Source organism: Lentilactobacillus kisonensis DSM 19906 = JCM 15041 (genome assembly GCF_001434135.1).
GTDB classification, from domain to species: domain Bacteria; phylum Bacillota; class Bacilli; order Lactobacillales; family Lactobacillaceae; genus Lentilactobacillus; species Lentilactobacillus kisonensis.
The window spans coordinates 55,601-74,791 of the sequence record NZ_AZEB01000005.1 but is presented as its reverse complement, the minus strand read 5'-3'; the positions used below and the strand labels follow the sequence as shown (position 1 = coordinate 74,791).

14 protein-coding genes are annotated in these 19,191 nt (G+C 43.0%); 11 read left to right on the top strand and 3 right to left on the bottom strand.

Annotated features, from left to right (window positions below):
- The first annotated feature begins 83 nt into the window (after positions 1-83).
- From FC98_RS03960 to FC98_RS03945, 4 genes are all read left to right on the top strand, one after another.
- Positions 84-1,082, top strand: a complete 999-nt coding sequence (locus FC98_RS03960) for an AI-2E family transporter (RefSeq protein WP_008856113.1) — start codon at positions 84-86, stop codon at positions 1,080-1,082.
- 60 nt (positions 1,083-1,142) lie between these two features.
- Entirely contained in the window at positions 1,143-1,832 is a 690-nt protein-coding gene (locus tag FC98_RS03955) for a 2,3-diphosphoglycerate-dependent phosphoglycerate mutase (protein WP_008856112.1), read from the top strand.
- 160 nt (positions 1,833-1,992) lie between these two features.
- Entirely contained in the window at positions 1,993-3,402 is a 1,410-nt protein-coding gene (locus FC98_RS15395) for a DUF5776 domain-containing protein (protein WP_008856111.1), read from the top strand.
- Between the two features lie 131 nt (positions 3,403-3,533).
- Positions 3,534-4,541: a LacI family DNA-binding transcriptional regulator gene (locus FC98_RS03945; protein ID WP_008856110.1), complete on the top strand. Its 1,008-nt coding sequence runs from the start codon at positions 3,534-3,536 to the stop codon at positions 4,539-4,541.
- Here the strand turns inward: FC98_RS03945 and FC98_RS03940 are convergent.
- A complete protein-coding gene (locus FC98_RS03940; RefSeq protein WP_056949229.1) occupies positions 4,513-6,726 on the bottom strand; it encodes an alpha-galactosidase in 2,214 nt (737 codons plus the stop codon). The genes FC98_RS03945 and FC98_RS03940 overlap by 29 nt on opposite strands.
- A 330-nt stretch (positions 6,727-7,056) precedes the next feature.
- Between FC98_RS03940 and FC98_RS03935 the strand changes: the two genes are divergently transcribed.
- The 6 genes from FC98_RS03935 to FC98_RS03910 all read left to right on the top strand — a co-directional run bounded on the left by FC98_RS03935 (position 7,057) and on the right by FC98_RS03910 (position 13,722).
- Entirely contained in the window at positions 7,057-8,256 is a 1,200-nt protein-coding gene (locus FC98_RS03935) for an MFS transporter (protein ID WP_054655039.1), read from the top strand.
- Positions 8,257-8,677: 421 nt separating this feature from the next.
- Positions 8,678-10,177 carry a glutamate/gamma-aminobutyrate family transporter YjeM gene (gene yjeM / locus FC98_RS03930; protein WP_008856105.1) on the top strand — a complete coding sequence of 500 codons (1,500 nt, stop codon included), beginning with the start codon at positions 8,678-8,680 and terminating at the stop codon, positions 10,175-10,177.
- Between the two features lie 254 nt (positions 10,178-10,431).
- The gene (locus FC98_RS03925) at positions 10,432-11,088 is read left to right on the top strand and encodes an endonuclease III domain-containing protein (RefSeq protein WP_172633911.1); all 657 of its coding nucleotides are present in this window, start codon (positions 10,432-10,434) and stop codon (positions 11,086-11,088) included.
- Positions 11,089-11,093: 5 nt separating this feature from the next.
- Positions 11,094-11,828: an SDR family oxidoreductase gene (locus FC98_RS03920; RefSeq protein ID WP_056949228.1), complete on the top strand. Its 735-nt coding sequence runs from the start codon at positions 11,094-11,096 to the stop codon at positions 11,826-11,828.
- Between the two features lie 231 nt (positions 11,829-12,059).
- Positions 12,060-12,917 (top strand): GRP family sugar transporter, encoded by an 858-nt coding sequence (locus FC98_RS03915; protein ID WP_056949227.1) that lies wholly within the window; start codon positions 12,060-12,062, stop codon positions 12,915-12,917.
- 19 nt (positions 12,918-12,936) lie between these two features.
- Positions 12,937-13,722, top strand: a complete 786-nt coding sequence (locus FC98_RS03910; RefSeq protein ID WP_056949226.1) for a glucose-1-dehydrogenase — start codon at positions 12,937-12,939, stop codon at positions 13,720-13,722.
- A gap of 125 nt (positions 13,723-13,847) precedes the next feature.
- On the opposite strand, the gene FC98_RS03905 is transcribed toward FC98_RS03910, so the two are convergent.
- Positions 13,848-15,317: a glycosyltransferase family protein gene (locus FC98_RS03905; protein ID WP_050806252.1), complete on the bottom strand. Its 1,470-nt coding sequence runs from the start codon at positions 15,315-15,317 to the stop codon at positions 13,848-13,850.
- Positions 15,318-15,333: 16 nt separating this feature from the next.
- On the bottom strand, positions 15,334-16,893 hold the full coding sequence (locus FC98_RS03900; protein ID WP_056949225.1) for a glycosyltransferase: 1,560 nt from the start codon (positions 16,891-16,893) through the stop codon (positions 15,334-15,336).
- A 465-nt stretch (positions 16,894-17,358) separates the two neighbouring features.
- Between FC98_RS03900 and FC98_RS03895 the strand changes: the two genes are divergently transcribed.
- Positions 17,359-19,149 carry a KxYKxGKxW signal peptide domain-containing protein gene (locus FC98_RS03895; RefSeq protein WP_054655033.1) on the top strand — a complete coding sequence of 597 codons (1,791 nt, stop codon included), beginning with the start codon at positions 17,359-17,361 and terminating at the stop codon, positions 19,147-19,149.
- Positions 19,150-19,191 lie beyond the last annotated feature (42 nt).

The window sequence follows — 19,191 nt, the reverse complement described above, 5'->3', positions numbered from 1 at the left end:
CCGTAGGGTTTGAGGGAGTTGGTTGTTTGACGGCGTGGTCCAAATTCATTAATAACGTGGCGCTGCGACGATTTGTCGTATTGATGTTTGTCATTTTTGTACTCTATGTGACTAGAAGCATGATGAGTACGGTCTTATTGACGTTTATTTTTAGCTTGTTGGTGGTTAAGCTCACTAATAAGATTCGCCAGTATATTAGAATCCCAAGCGCTTTGATTGTGACGGCTGTTTATGTTTTAGTCATTTTGGGGATGTATTACGCAATTACAAAATACATTCCAATGGTGGCTAATCAAGCGCTCAATGCGACTCAAGACATCATCAATTTTTATTCAAATCCTAAAAACGTTCCGGATGATACAACCATTCGCTGGTTTAATGAATTTGTTAAGCAGAGTAATATTATGGCGCAAATGAAAAACGGGGTTTCCCTTATTTGGCGATACGTTGCCGGTGTTGGAACAATGGGATTAACGTTCTTTTTATCGATGATCCTCAGCTTCTTTTTCACGGTTGAAAGGGCGACAATGGATAAGTTCTCCCGGTTATTTCTTCAAAGTGATTTTGGCTGGTTCTTCCAAGACCTTTATTTCTTTGGTAAGAAGTTTGTGGCGACCTTCGGGGTTGTGATTGAAGCTCAGTTTTTCATCGCAATCTGCAATACCATTTTAACCACGATTGCCATGGCATTCATGCATTTGCCACAACTGGCGGTGTTAGCGCTAATGGTGTTTATTCTCAGCTTGATTCCAGTTGCCGGGGTGATTATCTCGTTTATCCCGTTATCGCTTGTCGGCTATTCAGTTGGCGGGATTCAGGATGTCTTGTATTTGGTCATTACGATTATCATCGTGCACGCCTTTGAAGCCTACGTATTAAATCCTAACTTTATGGCGTCAAAGACGAATTTGCCGATCTTTTATACCTTTGTGGTACTATTAGTCGGTGAGCACTTCTTTGGCATCTGGGGCTTAATCTGTGGGGTGCCGATTTTTACGTTCTTTCTGGATATCCTGGGGGTTAAGCGCCATGATAAACCAGTGGTGGCAACTGAGGACAAAAATGGGCCTAAAAAAGGCTGAAAAAAGTTCGTATTTGGTGTAAAATCAACTGATAGACAAAAAGAGAAAGAGGTAATAATATTGGCAAAACTTGTTTTAATTCGTCATGGTCAAAGTGAATGGAATTTATCCAACCAATTTACTGGGTGGGTCGATGTTGATTTAAGTGAAGAAGGCGTTAAGCAGGCAATCAATGCTGGTAAGTTAATCAAACAAGCTGGAATTGAATTTGACTTTGCGTTCACGTCTGTATTAACCCGGGCAATCAAGACTTTACATTACGTTTTGGAATACTCAGATCAACTTTGGATTCCAGAAGTTAAGTCATGGCGTTTAAACGAGCGTCATTATGGTGCCCTTCAAGGCCATAACAAGAAAAAGGCTGCTGAAAAGTACGGTGACGACCAAGTTCACATCTGGCGTCGTTCATACGATGTTTTGCCACCACTTTTGAAAGCAGACGACGAAGGTTCAGCTGTCCATGACCGTCGTTACGCTAACCTTGATCCCCATATTATCCCTGGTGGTGAAAACCTGAAGGTCACTTTGGAACGGGTAATGCCATTCTGGGAAGACCAAATTGCGCCTAAGTTGCTTGACGGCCAAAACGTGGTCATCGCTGCTCATGGTAACTCATTACGTGCGCTCTCAAAGTACATCGAAAACATTTCTGATGAAGACATCATGAACTTGGAAATGGCAACTGGCGAACCCGTTGTTTATGATTTCGATGATAAGTTGAATGTTTTGAATAAGACGAAGTTGGATTAATAGTTGAATGTTAATCGAATAAAGTTTTAGAGTCAATCTATTTTAGGTTGGCTCTTTTTTTGCCAGAGGATTGTTAAATTTGATTTTGAAAAATAATTCACATATACTAAAGATGGATATGGTTAATTGAGTTATCATTATTATAATTGGAGGGGAAATAATGATAAGGAATCAAATAATAAAGAGGATCATGATGGCGTGCTTTGCGTGTTTAGCCACTGTCCTTGTATTTTTAGTTGGGGGTCAGTCTCATGATGTTCAGGCTGACGATACACCGACTGAGATTACAACAAAGGTTTATGTGGTCGATACCAAGGGCAATCAGCTAAAAGCACCGGAACAATTTACGATTGTAGTTGCTAATCCTAATGCAAATTGTGTTAATGTGAGCGTGCCAGGGTATGATCCAGCGAAGACGCTTCACTCTGTTAAGTTCATAACAGATCCGACTTTTCAAGCTTATACAAATACTTCGAGTAAGACTTTTTTGTTAGATACTCCAAATAATCGAGTAATTGGAACAATTCAACCATCTAACCCTAATGATCCACCCCAAATATCGTATCAGTACATGGATGGATTTCAATCGCTGGTGGATAAAGGGTTCATGAAATCATTCAGCACAATTTCTGAAGCACTTGTTAATTTTTTAGATGCCACAAAAGCGGGAATCGCCTTTGATGGTACGCCACCATTAGATATAAATATGTATGGTCAAATAACTCCGACATCCATCACCGTTACCTATCAATACCAGCCTGCCTCAGCAACCGTTAACTATGTGAATGATAATGCTAATGGCGCAATTGTATATTCTGAGCCAATCGATGGCTTTGTTGGCAAAACTGGTGAGTACACACCAGTTGCGCCTGCCGGCTATCAATTAGTTGACCCGAAGCCAATTGCTTATACATTAACCAAGGATACGGACAACTTGACGGTCCACGTTGTGCCTAAGACAGCGCCGGTTGTGCCGTCAGGTCCAAGTGATAATCCGGTACTAGCAAAGCAGGAATCAAGTACAACGCCAACGGTTCCAACCCCTAGCAAACAGCCAACTGTGACTGAACAGCCAAGTGTTCCCAATTATGCTGCTGTGAAGGGTGCCGCTGTGTACGCAACCAAGGGAATCTATCTATATAAGACTTCTAATTTCAAGAACAGTCAACGAATCGCCAAATATCCTAAAGTTAAACGAGTTAGCCGACCGATGTTTGTCGTTGTGGATTATGCTCGTTCAACGAATGGTGCACTTCGTTACAAGGTTCGGGATGTGAACCACGGTAGCAAGACCGCGGGCAAAGTTGGCTATATTACTGCGAACCGAAAGTACGTTGTGCCAGTTTACTACCAGTCAATGCCTAAAAATAACAAGATTACTGTTATTAACAAAAAGGGCGTTAATGCCTACAAGCGGGTGAACTTGACCAACAAGGTTACCAATTATAAGAAAGGCACCCATCTGACCATCAAAAAGATTGTTAAGCACAATTTGACAACCCGTTACCAACTAGTAAATGGCAATTACATTACAGGTAATAAGAAATTAGTGATTCAAGGAAACTATTAGACACGTTTAAAAGCGTTCGGGTCACAAACCGGATGCTTTTTTTGTTTCCAGTGAGTAATCGTGCATTCGTCTGATATACTTTATAAGTAAACAAATCTTCAGTTCAAAATAAAGCACTAAGGAGTTCCATCATGATTAACATTCGTCAATTAGCCAAGCTCGCCCAAGTATCTCCCGGAGTTGTTTCGCGGGTCTTAAGTGAAGATCCAACCCTATCGATTTCGGCTGAAACCCGGCAGCGCGTTTTGGACATGATCAAAAAATATAACTATCAACCAACCAAGCGAAATGGCCGGAAATGGGTTCATTCACTTTGCGTGATTACGACTTTAAGCGAGCAAGAAGAGGTTAACGATGCTTACTTCAGGGTGATTATGCAGGGAGTCTCTCAAGCGGCCGCAGAAGCGCATTACAAAGTCAAAACGGTTTATCGGCTGCAGGAAGCACCGGTGATGAACGATTTGCCGAAATACGCTGGCTTAGTTTTAGTTGGCTCAATTGAGGATCAGGTTATTGAAAAATTGCGAAGCCAAAACGAGCACCTGGTTTTAGTGGACAATCAAATTAGTGACTTAATTGCCAATCGGGTTAGCCCTAACCTGGCGGATATGTTTGAGGATACGTTAGGTGCGTTATTGGATCAAGGCTTGCGGGAGATTGGCTTTATTGGTGGCCGTCTTCGCAGTATTGGGCTTAATGGCAAGCAGATTCACGAACATGCCGACATTCGGGAGAAATTATTTAAGATCGATATGGCGGCGGCAAAATCCAGAACGGCCCACTGTGAGATTGGGGAGTGGACCCCATTATTTGGGTTTGAAGCAACCAAGCGACTGGTGACGGCTTATCCAGGGATGAACGCTATTATTGCCGCCTCTGATCCGATTGCGATGGGTATCCTTCGCTGCTTGCATGAGCTAAACGTCTCGGTACCACAAAAAATCCAGGTCATCAGTTTTGATGACTTGGATTTTGCGAAGTATTTAGTTCCCAGCTTAACGACTTTCCAAATTCCAACAATGGAAATTGGTGCTGAAGCGGTTCGGATTTTAGTCAATGAGCTGCAATCAGAAAAATCAACGATTCGCCAATTGACGTTACAGGGGAAGCTCATTCAGCGTGAGACGACACTTTCTTAATTTCAAAGCGGGCGCTGGTAAAGTCATGGGTTGGCTGGCCCATTGGGTAGAAGCCAAGGTTCATCAATTCACTGCCATAGGCAATTTGGTGACCATTGATTTGGTATTTAGTATCTGGGTCGAGGCCCTGGAGCTTTAAAACGGTTAACGGGTATGAAGGTTGGTTCATCAGGTTAAAGAACATCACAATGGCTTCTGATTGATTATCGTTGACGAACATCCAGGCTGCCTGGTTATTTTTGAATGGACTGATAAGGCGATAAAGCTGCCCAAACTGAATGAGATCACGATTATCCTTATACCACTGATTTTCTGTCTCAACGACTTTGATCTGTTCATCGGTTAGTGTGAATGGATCGAGTTCGTAGCCCATGTTGGCGGAACTGGCTACCATGGATCGAAAGTTGATGTCGATGGTTCTACCAGTGTTGGGATTGGTTACCTTTGAGACGTGGGCACCCATTGCGACCGGTGGAAAGACCAAGCTGGTCCCATATTGAATCCGGACCCGTTCTGCCGCATCAGTATTATCAGACGTCCAAATTTGTGGCGTGTAGTAAAGCATCCCGGCATCAAAGCGGCCACCGCCACCAGAACAGCCTTCAAATAAAATGTTGGGGTACCTGGTTGTGAGCTTATCCATAAAGTCATAGACCCCAAGAATGTAGCGATGGGCCGCTTCTCCTTGTTGAGCAGCGGGAAGGTTGCGATTATAAAGCTCAGTGATGTTGCGGTTCATGTCCCACTTAATATAATCGATATCGGCATGATCTAAAATGGCACACATTTGTTTAAAAATATTATCGCGAATTTCTTTGCGGCCAAAGTCCAGGACATATTGATCACGGCCCAGCGACATTGGCCGATTGGGTGTCTGAATTGCCCAGTCAGGGTGCTCGCGGTAAAGGTCAGAGTCAGCCGAAATCATTTCGGGTTCAAACCATAGGCCAAACTTCATGTTGAGCTTATGGGTAAGGTTGGCTAAGCTTGATAAGCCGTTTGGTAATTTTTGCTTGTTAACGTACCAATCACCCAATGATGATTTATCGTCGTTGCGGTGGCCGAACCAGCCGTCATCTAATACGAATAGTTCAACCCCTAATTCAGCGGATTTCTTGATGATTCGCTGAATTTTTTCTTCGTCAAAATCAAAATAGGTGGCTTCCCAGTTGTTAATCAAAATCGGGCGTGGCTTATCTACAAATTTTGACCGAATTAAGTGGTGCTGAATCAGTTGATGGAAACTTTGAGAAAGGGCGTTTAAACCATGATCGCTGTAGTTCATCATAACTTCTGGTGTCTGGAATGACTGCTTTTTGGCTAGCTGCCAATTGAAATTGAAGTCGTTAATACCCATTTGGATGCGCAGCTGTTCGTAAGGGTCCTTTTGAATCATACTCTTATGGCTACCACTGTAAATTAAGCTAAACCCGTACGCGGTGCCACTTTGCTCGTTAATACCAGGCGTTACCAGGGCAAAGAAGGGGCTTTGCATGTGACTGGATGCACTGCGTTTTGAATCAAGCACCTTGATGCCAGGATTAATATCCTCAATGAATAGTTGGCGTTCTTCTGCATAGCGGCCAGGTAATTGAAGCAACTGGTAGTTATTTCGCGGAATGTCCAAGTTCATGCTGGTAGCCCGGCGGATATCAACAGGTTGCTCGCCGTTATTTTCGATTTTGGTGCTGCGGGTAATAATGGTTGAATCCGCAAAAATTGTGTAATTGAGCTTGACAGTAATCTTAGCAACGTGATCATAGAGCCTAATTGACAGCGTCTTAGCATCCGCTGAGTCAGCGAAAGTACTTGGCAATCCAGCTAAGGTTTGTTTGCCATCAGTTATTTGATAATCCTGATAAGCAAATTGCGTGATTGATGATCCGTTTGCCTGATCAACGACAACGGCTGGCTCCCGAAAATCACCGGCGCCAAAGCTCGGATATTCTTGGGGAAGCGTGTCAATTGAGTAGTTCCGGTCAGTCGCATCAGCGAAATTAGGTGAAAATGAGCGGTCCAATCGGGGATAGCTCAAAACACCCGAGTAATCGTTAACCCGTTTGCCAAAGTAATAATGGGTGAGAACGTCGTGTTCTTCGACGCCTAGGATGTAGCTGATGTTTGAGTTAGTCAAATGAAAAATCAGGTTGTGATTGACTTTTGATACCTTGATTTGTGCTGGCATAGTTAAAATTCCTCCACCAAAAGTTATAGTAAACAGTAAACGTTTATAAAAATAATTGTAAGCGCTTTTAGGACTTGTGTCAACCGGGGAACTCAAACATCTTCAATCTGTTTAAATGAGCATGAGGGACTTGTCTTTAAAATAAAAAGATCAACACCTGAAATCGCTTGGATTTAAGGCAACCAACGTCAGTATTGAGAGAATCCCAGGGAAAGTTATTCTTGACTTTTACTGTTTAAATGGCGTATAAGTAAACAGTAAACAAAAATGAAAACGGTTACTGTAAACAGTTTCACAAACCGGGATTCACATCAAAAGGGGAGACAAGCAATGAGAAATAAAAATAGCTTTATGAGCAAACTAGCGGTTCTATCTGTTTCGTTAGTTTTAACAAGTGCTGGTTCGATTAACGGGGCGCTGCCGTTAATTGAATCTGGGTTAAAAATTTCCAATACGGAAATGGAGCTGCTCTCGACGGCTCCGGCATTATCAGTGGTTATTTTCGTGCTGTTATCCGCTGTGTTAGCTGATCATATTGGGATTAAAAAGACAATTGCGCTTGGCCTGTTGCTTGTCGGTGTTGCCGGCGGGGCACCAATGCTGCTACAAGATTATTCGGTGATTTTGGCCAGCCGGTTCCTATTAGGCGCCGGTTTTGGGTTAATTAATTCACTGGCCGTTTCGATTATTAACGTGTTATTCGATAGCGAACCAAACACAAAGGCGACCCTTCAGGGATTTAGGGGATCAGTTGAAAACGTTGGTAACGCTACTTTGACGATTATTGCTGGCGTTCTGTTAGCAATGAACTGGCACATGTCATTTGCCATTTATTTAATTGCCTTTCCAATTTTAGTTCTCTTTTGGATTTTTGCCCCAGAAGTTAATACGGAACCAAAGACTGGCGAAAGCGCAGAGACGGAGTCTCAATTCAATTTATCACCAACTGTTTGGATTATGGCAATCTTTGCTTTGCTCCTGGTTATGATGTTTACGGCGCTGAGTGTTCGGTTCTCATCGATGGCCGTTGCAATTAAGGGCGAAAACTATAATGCCTCGAATATCTTGGCCGCAATGCCGATTATTGGGATCGTCACTGGCAGCTTCTTTGGCCTCCTGAACAAATGGACGGGTAAAGGTTGTCTCTACATTGGGATTGGCTTGTTAATCATTGCAAACCTACTTGTTGGCTTCTCGGGTGATAACTTCACGATGTTGCTGTTCGGGTACGTCATTAGTGGCATTCCTGGCAGTTTAATCTTCCCCTTCATTTACAACTCACTTAGCTTATATGTTTCAAAGAAAAGTATGGCGTTTGCAACTTCATTAATTCTTATTGGCTGCAATCTTGGAAACTTCTTATCACCGTTTGGCATGAAAGTTGCCCAAGCCGTATCAGGAACTACTGGATTGGGCGCACCGTTCCCAGTGTTTAGTGTCGTTCTCATTGGCATTGCGATTGTGTTCTACTTTCAAGATCGAATGATGGCAAAAAAAGCCGCAGTGAGTGAACACGTTTCTGCTAAGTAACTTGGAGTGGTTCAGTAATGTATCAAAATAGTAGGCGTTTCAATCGTAGCCGATGACGGCGATGGTTGGAGCGCTTTTTAGAACTAGAAGCGTGTTAGATTAAATTTTCGCCACTTTTTTATCATTGATAATTATTATTTTGTAATGTTGGAATAATGATCGGCTTAAAAGTTCGGTCACAAATTGGCTAAAGAAAACGGGTTGTTGTAAAGGAATCACCACTGTTTTTGATTAAGCCTAAAAGCTGAAGTCATGATTTTTTCGCTTATTTACTGAGAAGATGGCGAGTGTTTTTTAATAATTCACGGCTAATTTTTTGATTTCATTGTTATAAATTTAATGACCAAATGATAAAGTTAAGTGTGTTTTTGAGATCAGAAAGCAATTGTTAACAAATAAATTTTTGGGGAACGAAATTATAATGAATAAGAAAAAGATTACACTGATCAGCCTTATTTTGATGATTATGTCAACGATCTACGGCTTTGCCAATACGACGGTGGCGTTTGATCAAATGGGGTATGCAAGTATTATTTGGTACGTGTTTGCGGCGCTGTTATTCTTGCTGCCAAGCACGTTAATGTTCGCTGAGTATGGGTCAACGTTTAAAGATGCGCATGGCGGGATTTATTCCTGGTTGGCTGGTTCAATCGGTGATCGTTGGGCCTTTATTGGCACGTTTATCTGGCTGTCTTCTTGGATCATTTGGCTGATGTCGACTGCCTCCAAGGTTTGGATTCCGTTTTCAACCACGATCTTTGGTCATGATCAAACTCAGAGCTGGGCGTTTTTAGGACTTAACTCCAATCAGGTGATCGGGATTATGGCGATCTTTTGGATCCTCGTGGTCACGTCATTTGCCGTTCGAGGTGTTGATTCCATTTCAAAGATTACATCATTAGGTGGGATCTTTGTGTCACTGTTAACGGTTATTTTTGCGATTGCCAGTTTGGTAATCTTGATTATGAATGGTGGCCAGTTGGCAGAACCGATCAATGGCTTACATAGTTTTGTCCAATCACCTAATCCAGACTTTCAGTCGTCACTTGCCTTGCTATCGTTTGTAATCTATGCGGTATTTGCCTATGCCGGTACTGAAACGATGGGCGGGGTGACCGACAGTATGGATAATCCTGAACGGGATTTTCCAAAGGGGCTGGTTATCTCAACAATGGTAATCATGGTGGCTTATTCGCTCTCAATTTTCCTCTGGGGGATTAGTGCCAACTGGCATTCAGTGATTGGTCGCGGTCAAGTTAACTTAGGGAATATTACCTATGTTTTGATGAATAATTTAGGGGTTGTACTGGGCCAGAGCTTGCATCTGTCCCACGCAGCTTGTTTGATTCTTGGAACGTCATTTGCCCGGTTTGCTGGGTTGAGCATGTTCATGGCGTATATGGGGTCGTTCTTTATTTTGATCTATTCACCATTGAAGTCATTTATTATGGGCTCAAACCCTGACTTTTGGCCTGCGAGAATGACAAAATTAAACGATAAGGGGATGCCAGCGTTTGCCATGTGGACGCAGGCGGCCGTTGTGGCTGTCTTGATCTTCTTCGTGACCTTTGGTGGCTCCAGTGCTAAGAAGTTTTATATGATTTTAACGAATATGGGAAACATTTCAACGTCGTTTCCGTACCTCTTTCTAATTGGCGCTTTCCCATTCTTTAAACGGCGTAAGGACCTTAACCGGCCGTTTGAAATCTTTACCAATCGGTGGGTAACCGATATCATTGTGGCAATTGTCATGCTGGTATTAATTATTGGGATTGGCTTTACCGCCGTTGCCCCAATTTTTGCTCACGATTACGTCACAGCATTCTGGACGATTATCGGCCCAATCTTCTTTGGCCTCGTTGCCTGGGCGTTTCTGTGGTACCAATCAAAGAAGCTAAAGGAACCAATCGACAAGCTTTAAGGCAATGATGATCGTTTGATGCCGAAATTTAATAGAGAATGAAGTAACACTGGGATGCTTGCTGCTGAAATCCCAGAATTAAATGGGGCGCGCTATTATTCCTGATTTTTGGGAATAACAGCGCGCTTTTGTTGGCTGGCAGAGACTGGTACTTGTGGCAGCGTAAATGGGATATAAAAGTAATCAATAAAGGAGATGGGGGTTGTTCACCCAGTTGGAGCTTTTGCATTATAATGAACTTATGCCAGGAGGTGATGATAGTCGTGATTAATCCTGTGCCACTCTATCGTAAGATGTTCAAAGAAATGGGGCCGCAGCATTGGTGGCCTGCCGATAGTAAAATGGAGATCGTGATTGGGGCGATTTTAGTTCAAAACACTAATTGGAATAACGTTGATATGGCCCTTAATAATCTAAGGGCTAAAACGAATCTGGATGTTCACAATATTCTGCAGCTCAAGCAGTCAGAATTAGAAACGTTAATTCGCCCAAGCGGTTTTTATAAAAATAAAAGTAAAAGCTTGCTGAATGTTCTTCGATGGTTTGATCAAGTAAATTGTGATTTTGATAAGCTTAAAACAATGGCAGGGGCTAACTTGAGAAATGACCTATTGGCTTTGCCCGGGATTGGTGAAGAAACCGCTGACTCCTTAATTGTTTATGTATTCGATCAGCCAGCATTTATCGCGGATAAATATGCTCGTAAGCTTTTTAACTACTTAGGGTATCCAACGACTAATTATCATCAATTAAAGAGTCGGGTGGCATTGCCAACGACTTTTACGTATCAAGACGCGCAAGAGTTTCATGGTTTGATTGATGAGTTTGGCAAGGATTATCTCAAGAATTCGACGCGGTTTGGGCAAAGTTTTTTAAACCATTTTGAATTAGAGACGATTATAAGGGAGTGAGCTGATTGACGATCAAAAATAAAGTAGTCGTAATTACGGGGGCTTCTAGTGGGATTGGTAAGGCAACGACCGAAGTATTGGCGAAGGCTGGTGCCCACGTTGTAATTGGTGCTCGGCGAAAAGATCGCTTAGCAGAAATTGCCGCTGAATTTGGTGGTGACCAGGTGGTTTATCAAGAAACGGACGTCACCAATCGGGACAGCGTTAAGTCCTTAGTTGATCTTGCACAATCAACATTTGGTAAAGTGGATGTTTTGTATAATAATGCTGGGTTAATGCCAGTGTCACCACTAGCAGATTTAAAAGTTGATGAGTGGGAACGCATGATTGACGTTAACGTTAAGGGCGTCTTATATGGGATTGCTGCGGTATTGCCGATCATGATTGCTCAAAAGCACGGGCACATCATTACCACTGATTCGGTTGCTGGTCACGTGGTTCATCCAGGGACCGCCGTATATGCGGGGACTAAATACGCGATTCAAGCCATTATGGATGGTCTCCGACAAGAACAGGTTGATCATCATATCCGGACAACGATGATTTCACCGGGGGCCGTTGAAACGGAATTGTACCGAACAATTTCTGATGAAAAAACGCGTGAACAAATTAAAGTGCAAGAGCAAACGGCCGGCTTGTCCGCAGCTGATGTTGCCCATGCAGTAGCGTATGCAATTGATCAACCGCAGAACGTGGCGATTAATGAAATTTTACTGCGGCCAATTAACCAACGAACATAGTACCTTATGACTGTATGATTGCTAATGATTAATTTTAAATAGGGGTCAAGATCTTATCCCGCATCGTCATGGTGCCGATAACGTCTTGATCCCTATTTCGGTATTGAAAAATAATTTCAAGAAAATGGCAAAAAATTGTAAAGGTTTTCCAGAATTCGTTTACATTTACATTTTGGAATTATATGACGTAGTTCTTAGTGATTTTATTTTTAATAAATGGAGGTTGAAGGTTTGAATACACTGTTATTATTACTGCCAGCGCTTGGTTGGGGGCTTTTGCCGCCGGTTGTTGCGAAGCTAGGTGGGAAACCATCAAACGAAATTTTAGGAACGGCGTTGGGAACTTTGATCGCCAGTGTTGGGGTGTTTATTGTTTTACGGCCCCAAATCACTTTACAGAGCTTTTTATTGGCAGCGTTTGCAGGCGCTTTTTGGATTGTTGGTCAAGTTGGCCAGTATCATGGTTATCAAAAAATAGGCGTTTCCCAAACAATGCCGATTTCTACTGGGTTACAGTTAGTGGGGACGTCACTGATTGGGGTCTTCATTTTTGGCGAATGGTCGACGGTCGTTGAAAAAGCGTTTGGTGCGCTTGGGGTCTTATTGCTGATTATCGGTATTTGGCTTACATCAATTACCGATCGTAAACAACAGGGAAAAAATAAGCAGCGGGTCAACACGATTATTATGTTGATTCTAACTTCGGCTGGCTACTGGGTCTATAACTCAATTCCCCGGGGATTAAGTGAATCCGGCTTAGCAATCTTTTTACCTGAGTCAATTGGGATGGTACTCGCTGCGGTCATTTACATTTTGGCAACTAAGCAGGGAAACGTTTTTAAGGAGAAAACTAGCTGGACTAATATTATCGGCGGCCTGATTTTCTCATTTGCGGCGGTTACATATATTCTTTCGGTTAAAGCAAATGGTGTGAATACCGCGTTTGTTGTCTCGCAAGTCTCAGTGGTGATTTCAACATTGCTTGGGATGGTCTGGATGCATGAGACTAAGAGCCGCCGTGAATTGATGTATACAATAATGGGATTAGTATTGATCGTTGCCGGTGCTGTTATTACAACGATATTTTAATGAAACAGGGGGAATACGGATGTACGAAGATTTGAAGAACAAAGTTGCTGTTATTACTGGCGGCTCGAAGGGAATCGGTAGTGCGATTGCCAAACGGTTTGGTAAGGAACATATGAGGGTTGTGATTAATTTCAATAGTGGTGATGCCGATGCAAAAAAGACGGCGGCCGAAGTCAAAGAAAATGGTGGGGAAGCCATTATCGTTAAAGCTGACGTCTCAACTGAGGATGGTAGCCAGGCATTGTTAAAGGCGGCGATTGCTAACTTCGGCAGCTGCGACGTTTGGGTAAATAACGCCGGTATGGAGATTAAATCCCCAACCACTGAGCTTTCGTTAGCTGATTGGAACAAAGTGATTTCCGTTAACCAAACGGGCGTCTTTCTTGGGTCAAAGGCAGCCTTAACCTATTTCAAGCAAACTAATAAGCATGGTAATATCATTAACATGTCTTCGGTTCACGAACAAATTCCTTGGCCGACGTTTGCGAGCTACGCAGCGGCTAAAGGTGGTATTAAGTTATTTACCCAGTCAATTGCGATGGAATATGCAAAGGACGGTATTCGAGTGAATTCAATTGGTCCCGGTGCAATTAATACGCCAATCAACGCGGAGAAGTTTGCGGATCAGGCGCAATACGATCAAACAGTTGCAATGGTGCCGATGGATCGAATTGGGAAACCCGAGGAAGTTGCCGCCGCTGCCGCATGGTTAGCATCGACAGAATCGAGCTACGTAACTGGCATCACATTGTTTGTTGACGGGGGCATGACGTTGTATCCAGCCTTTAAGGATGGTAAAGGGTAAAAATCAAGATGTAAAAAGACAAATAGATGCCGAATTCAGCAACTCACAATTGAGTCTGAATTCGGCATCTATTTGTTATTATTAAAAACTTAAATGGCTTTCAGCCCGGGCATAATTCCAGTTTGTTAATCCAAGACTTTCTGCCAGGCCTGCCAATAATGATCGATGGTTAACTGGTTTCGTGCGGTTTCGATAGTTTGGACGGCCGTTGCTTGTTCCGATTCATTCTGTAGTAAGTTAATCACAGATTTAGCAATTTCTTCCGCGTTACTGGAGATCGGGGTGCCGATTCCCATATCTGAAATTAATGGCGCCAATTCGCTGCTTAACGTTGCCCTAACCGGGATTCTGTCTTTGAAGCTGTATAACAGTGTTGTTGGGGTTGCGGCAAATTTTGATAAGAATAAGATGAGCTTTGAGGTTGAGACTGCCTGGTCGATCCCATTTTGGTCAATGACGACGTTAACAATCTTTTGCAAATGTTCGGCGTTGATTTTTTTGAAAACGGCAACCAGATCAACCCGGGAGTCCGGTTTACTGCATAGCGTTAATTTGGCATCGGGGATGGTCTCCCTTACAAGGTGCCAAGCCTTCAAAATAGTGACAAACGAGATATCGTCTGTGAAATCAGTAAACGCGACGACGTTGTTGTGCGTCCGCTTGGCAATCGGGGTGTATTCAGCATGAAGTTCGGTGTCTGAAAGACTCATATCTGCGATTACGGCAGGCATCACTTGGTCTGAATGTTCCCGCAGAGCGGCCGCTTGACTACTGTTGCTGACGATAGTGTCTGTAATTCGATTACTGGTTGAATTGGTAATCACTTGCTGGGGGTCAAAAAGATGCTGGTAGCGTAGAAAAATCCGTGGATGACTGTCTAAACTTTGAACCGCGGTTGCTAGATCCTCAGGGTTATTGACGATCAGGGTTGCCTGATCGTCATTTTTGATGAGCTGATCCAGGAAGAAGCTAAATAAGTTGTCAATATTGCTAAATAAGTAATCGTTATTGTGATAGTTTTCTAGATGATAGCTAGTGGGAATTACTTTCTTGTCGGCATTATACATATGAACTAATTGTAAAACCCGTTGCCCCGCCTTATTAAACCAAAAGGTATAGGCAAAATTACCATCGGGGTGAAGATAGTCTTCCGATGATTTAAAGCCGCGCCAATCGTAATTTTGGGTGACGGAAATATTGCCAAATTCGTCGAAGTATTGAATATCATTCACCTGACCAACGGTGGTTGGCATAATTTGAACGTGGGCAATGAGTCGGCCACCGTCGCGCAATTCTTGATAGTTGGGGCCGTGAGGTTGAATTTCATAAGCACGTTTAGAAATTTGCGGCAGGTCATGGATGGTCGGCTTTTTATGGTCAATCGTAACGGTTTCCTGAAAATAATCGAACATATTAATGACGTCTGCTTGACTAATACCAAGTTGCTCGCAACGCTGTGATTGGAAGCGGTCGTAATTTCGGGTCACAATCTTTACTGGTTTGTCATACGCTTTGAAAACTCGAAGCTGTTGCTTGATATTATTGTTAATTTCAATGTTGTCTTCGCCTAAACTATTGATTAAAAGATAATACATACTTGCACCTTCCCACTTAGTTGTCTGAAATCTTCTGGTTGGCATCTTGAATAAGATTGATCCATGTCGCCCAAATATTGTCTGGCGAGTATTCTTCCGCAGACCGATAAGCACCATCACTCAATTTTTGTAGCAGCGCGGGGTTCTTAAACAGTTTGACAAAGTTATTTGCCATTTGATGCCAGTTGCCCAACGCGACAATATGGCCGTTGATGCCATCCTTAACAATGCTGTTGGGGCCGTAATTAACGTCGTAGGTTTCACCGACTACGCCATGTGAAATAGCTTCCAGTAACGACAGGTTAAAGCCTTCCATTCGACTCGTAAGGCCAAAGACCTGGGCCTGCTGGTAAACCGGCAGCAAATTATTCGTATAACCTTTGAGCTTGACAACGTCCTCCAATCCTAGTTCTTTGATAACCCGACGGACTTTTTTAGGCTCAGCGTAGTCGTTTTCACTATTTTCGTAACCATATATATCTAACGTAATGTTTGGAATCGATTCGCGAGCTTGACCAATCGCCCGAACAAGATCGTCCAGGCGTTTTTCATTAGAAATTCTGGCAACGGCGATGACCTTGCCAGCTGTTCGCTGAGTCATTGGAATCCGATTTTCTGTCAAAACTAAATTTGGGACGATGCCAACCGGGATGACAAAGATTGGAATTTGTGGCTTAAACCGAGCGGCTACGTTATCTGCTTGCTTTTTGGTGGCGGTGATAATGGCGTTCCATTTATCGAGATTATTTAAGCCAAGTTCATAATTGTAATTAAGCCCGGAATGCATTGGATCGTTGGCGTCATTGGTTTGTGAGTTGTGGAGATGCAGCACTTTATAAGACTTTTCTTGCATGTGCATGATCGACCAATCATCAACTAAGGATCGGTCTGACACGAAAATACTGACTTGGGGGTCCTTTCTGGCAAGTTCGTCCAGGCAAAAGCGCAGTAGTTCGGAAATCGTGTTAAATTCGTAATCTTTACCTTGGTAATTAACCACCCGGAATTGGGAAGTTGTCCGCTTCATAGACCGGTCAAAGCGGTAAAATTGCTGGACAGCCACTGAACCGTCCGGGCGCAGTAGCTGCTCCATGTTGACTTTGTTATCAGGTGTGTAGTACTGCTCCTTTGAGACAAAGCCTCGTCGATCATAATAATCAACTCGGTATAAATTTTGCAGTGTATCAAAGTAGTGGACGGCAGCGACTTGCTGAGTATTTGGAAAGACCGCAACCCGCATGAAAATAGCTTGGTTGTGATAGTATTCGTAGTAATTTTGGTCGGCAACCCAGTTTTTGACGACGTGATCGCTGAAATTTGCGGGTATCTTAACGTCAGCCGGCGTAACTTCTTTGGTTTTGACGTGAGTAGCTTTTTGAAAGTAATCAAATTCATTTAAAATATCGTCGTCAGTTAAGTCGGTATATTTGAGGTTGTAATGCAGTTGCGGGTCATAATCCCTAGTGACAATCTTTGCGGGTACCTTATGTGCTTTAAATAGGGCAATTCGTTTGAGTTGAGCGTGTTCAATTCCTGATTTGTTCACTGGCATATTGAAATTGACAAAATATAACATAAAAATACCTCCAGTTGATTTTATTAATTATTATGAATAAAAATTCATTAACAAAAAGTAACTAAAAAATGATAATAATTTGAGCCATTTTTGTGATTATGTGTTAAAATCCGTCTAATGAAGTTGTTAATGGCGTTCATTATATGACTAGTTTACCACTACATTTGTTACAACTATGTAATTAATGCTATTTCATTAGTAACATAGCTAACTACTTCATGTAGTGTAGTTGTTATTGGGTTAATAATCAACTAGAAACACATATAGTTAAGTAAAACTTCATCTGATTAAAATTATTGCAATGAAAACGGTTTATTTTTTAATATAAGCAAAAGTTAATACGTCATTAACAATTTCTAAATTAAATAATATGCTTATCAGATGTATAAATAAAGGAGGAATGCGCGACAAATAACTTGATTCTAGAGACTATTATAAGCTCGTTTTTTGGGGAGGTAACAGATATTGTCAAAACACAATAAAATGGTTGAAGACAGTATTATTAGTCAAAAGCAGCACTATAAAATGTACAAGAGTGGTAAGCGGTGGCTGTTTGCCGCGATCACCGTTGTGACATTTTCACTTGGTGGGGCAGTTGTTGACTCAACGTCTGTTTCTGCTAGCACCGAGGCTGCGAAGACTGAAAATGTGCAATCTTCAACCAACCAATCAATAAGTACAGGGGGATCAACCGGCGATCATACGGCAGTGATTGAACCATCAGACGATAATACTTCAAATTCAGCTATTTCGCTTGATGGCACGACCGCTGAAGTAACAACCGGTTCGACCACCAGTAGTTCAAGTAAAACCTCAACTGTTTCAAGCAGCGATCAAACTTCTGGTTCTGAAGGGACTCAATCAGATCAAAGTAGCGCTCAGTCAAGTGCTGCTTCCACTAGTGAGACTCAATCGGATGCCTCAAGTTCAACTGCTAAGCAAGCTGATTCATCCACTCAATCCGCCGCTGATCAAAAGACGACAACGACTACTAGTACGTCTTCAGCGGCTGAAGACACAGCATCAGCTAATTCAAGCCAGCAAAGTAGTTCATCGACCGGCGATGAGAGCGGTACAACAAGCGGTTCCTCGGCTCAATCAACTTCCGATCAGTCGGTTACGTCTGGGACCAGCACAAGCACGAATAGTAGTGCGGGTAAGACTGACTCATCGACTGCAACGACTAAATCGGCAACTAAGACAGCTGCTCTAGGTGCCAGTTTAACGTCAATTGAGGCGGCCAGTGAATCAGGGACGGATCTTTTGTCAGCGGCCGTTTCAGGAAGCGCTACTGATGCGAAGGCATCTGCTGCTGGCAGTATCGCAGCATCTGCGGCTTCGGCTGCTAGCGCGGCTTCACTAGCTGCTTCAAAGGCAGTCACTAGTGCCAGCGCAGGGGCAGCATCTGCTTCTGCTGCAGTTCCAACTGGTGACGTTGCTAAAGCTAGTGCTGGGTTGTCAGCTGCCAAGTCTGCTTCAACCGTAGCATCTGATCAAGCTCTTTTAGCGGCTAGTTCAGCTAGATTGACGAACGCTGCTGCCAGTGCCGCTAGCAGTTTAGCTTCAGCTTTAAATAGTGATGCTGCTTCAGTGACAGCTGCAACGCTTGCTAGCGCACAAGCAATTCTTGCCCAGACCTATGCTGATTCTGCAGCTGTTGTGGCACCAAGCGCAGCTGCTTATGTACTAGCAGCCACGGCTTCTTTGAGTGCTGCCACTACTAAATCAGCTGCCTATGCCGCATACTCAAATGCTTTAAATAGCGTTCCATCGACGGCAAGTAATTATACCGGTCAGTCCTATGCAGAAATGAGTGAGACCGTCAGTGATTTGAATCAATTGTCGGCCAGCTCAAGCTTAACGGCTCTTAATGCAGCAACAAAGTTGATTAATACCGCAGTTAAGAGTTTGATTCCAACGGCTACCAGTGACGGCAAACAAATTACCACTGCTATTTTGAACGATGCCGTTACTTCAGCTAACGCAGAATTTCCGACTTCTGCTTCGGCTAGCTACACTTCAGAAGCTTGGAAGGCATACAACACGGCTCTTTCTGCTGCGACAAGTACGGCTGCTAATTCTGCTGCTACCGGTGATCGGGCAGCGGCTATCTACAAAGCGTTACAAGATGCCATTACAACTCTTAATCAATCGACGACCAAAGCAGTTACCAGCGGTTACAGTTCATTAGCGGCTTCAGCAAGTGCTGCGATTGCCAGTGCCGGTTCGTATACATCAGCTTCAATTACACATTAAAATCCGCCTTAAGTGCTGCTAGTGCCGTTACCGATTCAACGG

Excerpts from the sequence above, each read along its gene's own strand:
- FC98_RS03910 (WP_056949226.1), top strand. The coding sequence starts at position 12,937 with ATGTACGAAGATTTGAAGAACAAAGTTGCTGTTATTACTGGCGGCTCG.
- FC98_RS03945 (WP_008856110.1), top strand. The coding sequence starts at position 3,534 with ATGATTAACATTCGTCAATTAGCCAAGCTCGCCCAAGTATCTCCCGGA.
- FC98_RS03940 (WP_056949229.1), bottom strand. The coding sequence starts at position 6,726 with ATGCCAGCACAAATCAAGGTATCAAAAGTCAATCACAACCTGATTTTT.
- FC98_RS03925 (WP_172633911.1), top strand. The coding sequence starts at position 10,432 with ATGATAGTCGTGATTAATCCTGTGCCACTCTATCGTAAGATGTTCAAA.
- yjeM (WP_008856105.1), top strand. The coding sequence starts at position 8,678 with ATGAATAAGAAAAAGATTACACTGATCAGCCTTATTTTGATGATTATG.
- FC98_RS03900 (WP_056949225.1), bottom strand. The coding sequence starts at position 16,893 with ATGTTATATTTTGTCAATTTCAATATGCCAGTGAACAAATCAGGAATT.
- FC98_RS03960 (WP_008856113.1), top strand. The coding sequence starts at position 84 with ATGTTTGTCATTTTTGTACTCTATGTGACTAGAAGCATGATGAGTACG.
- FC98_RS15395 (WP_008856111.1), top strand. The coding sequence starts at position 1,993 with ATGATAAGGAATCAAATAATAAAGAGGATCATGATGGCGTGCTTTGCG.
- FC98_RS03905 (WP_050806252.1), bottom strand. The coding sequence starts at position 15,317 with ATGTATTATCTTTTAATCAATAGTTTAGGCGAAGACAACATTGAAATT.
- FC98_RS03935 (WP_054655039.1), top strand. The coding sequence starts at position 7,057 with ATGAGAAATAAAAATAGCTTTATGAGCAAACTAGCGGTTCTATCTGTT.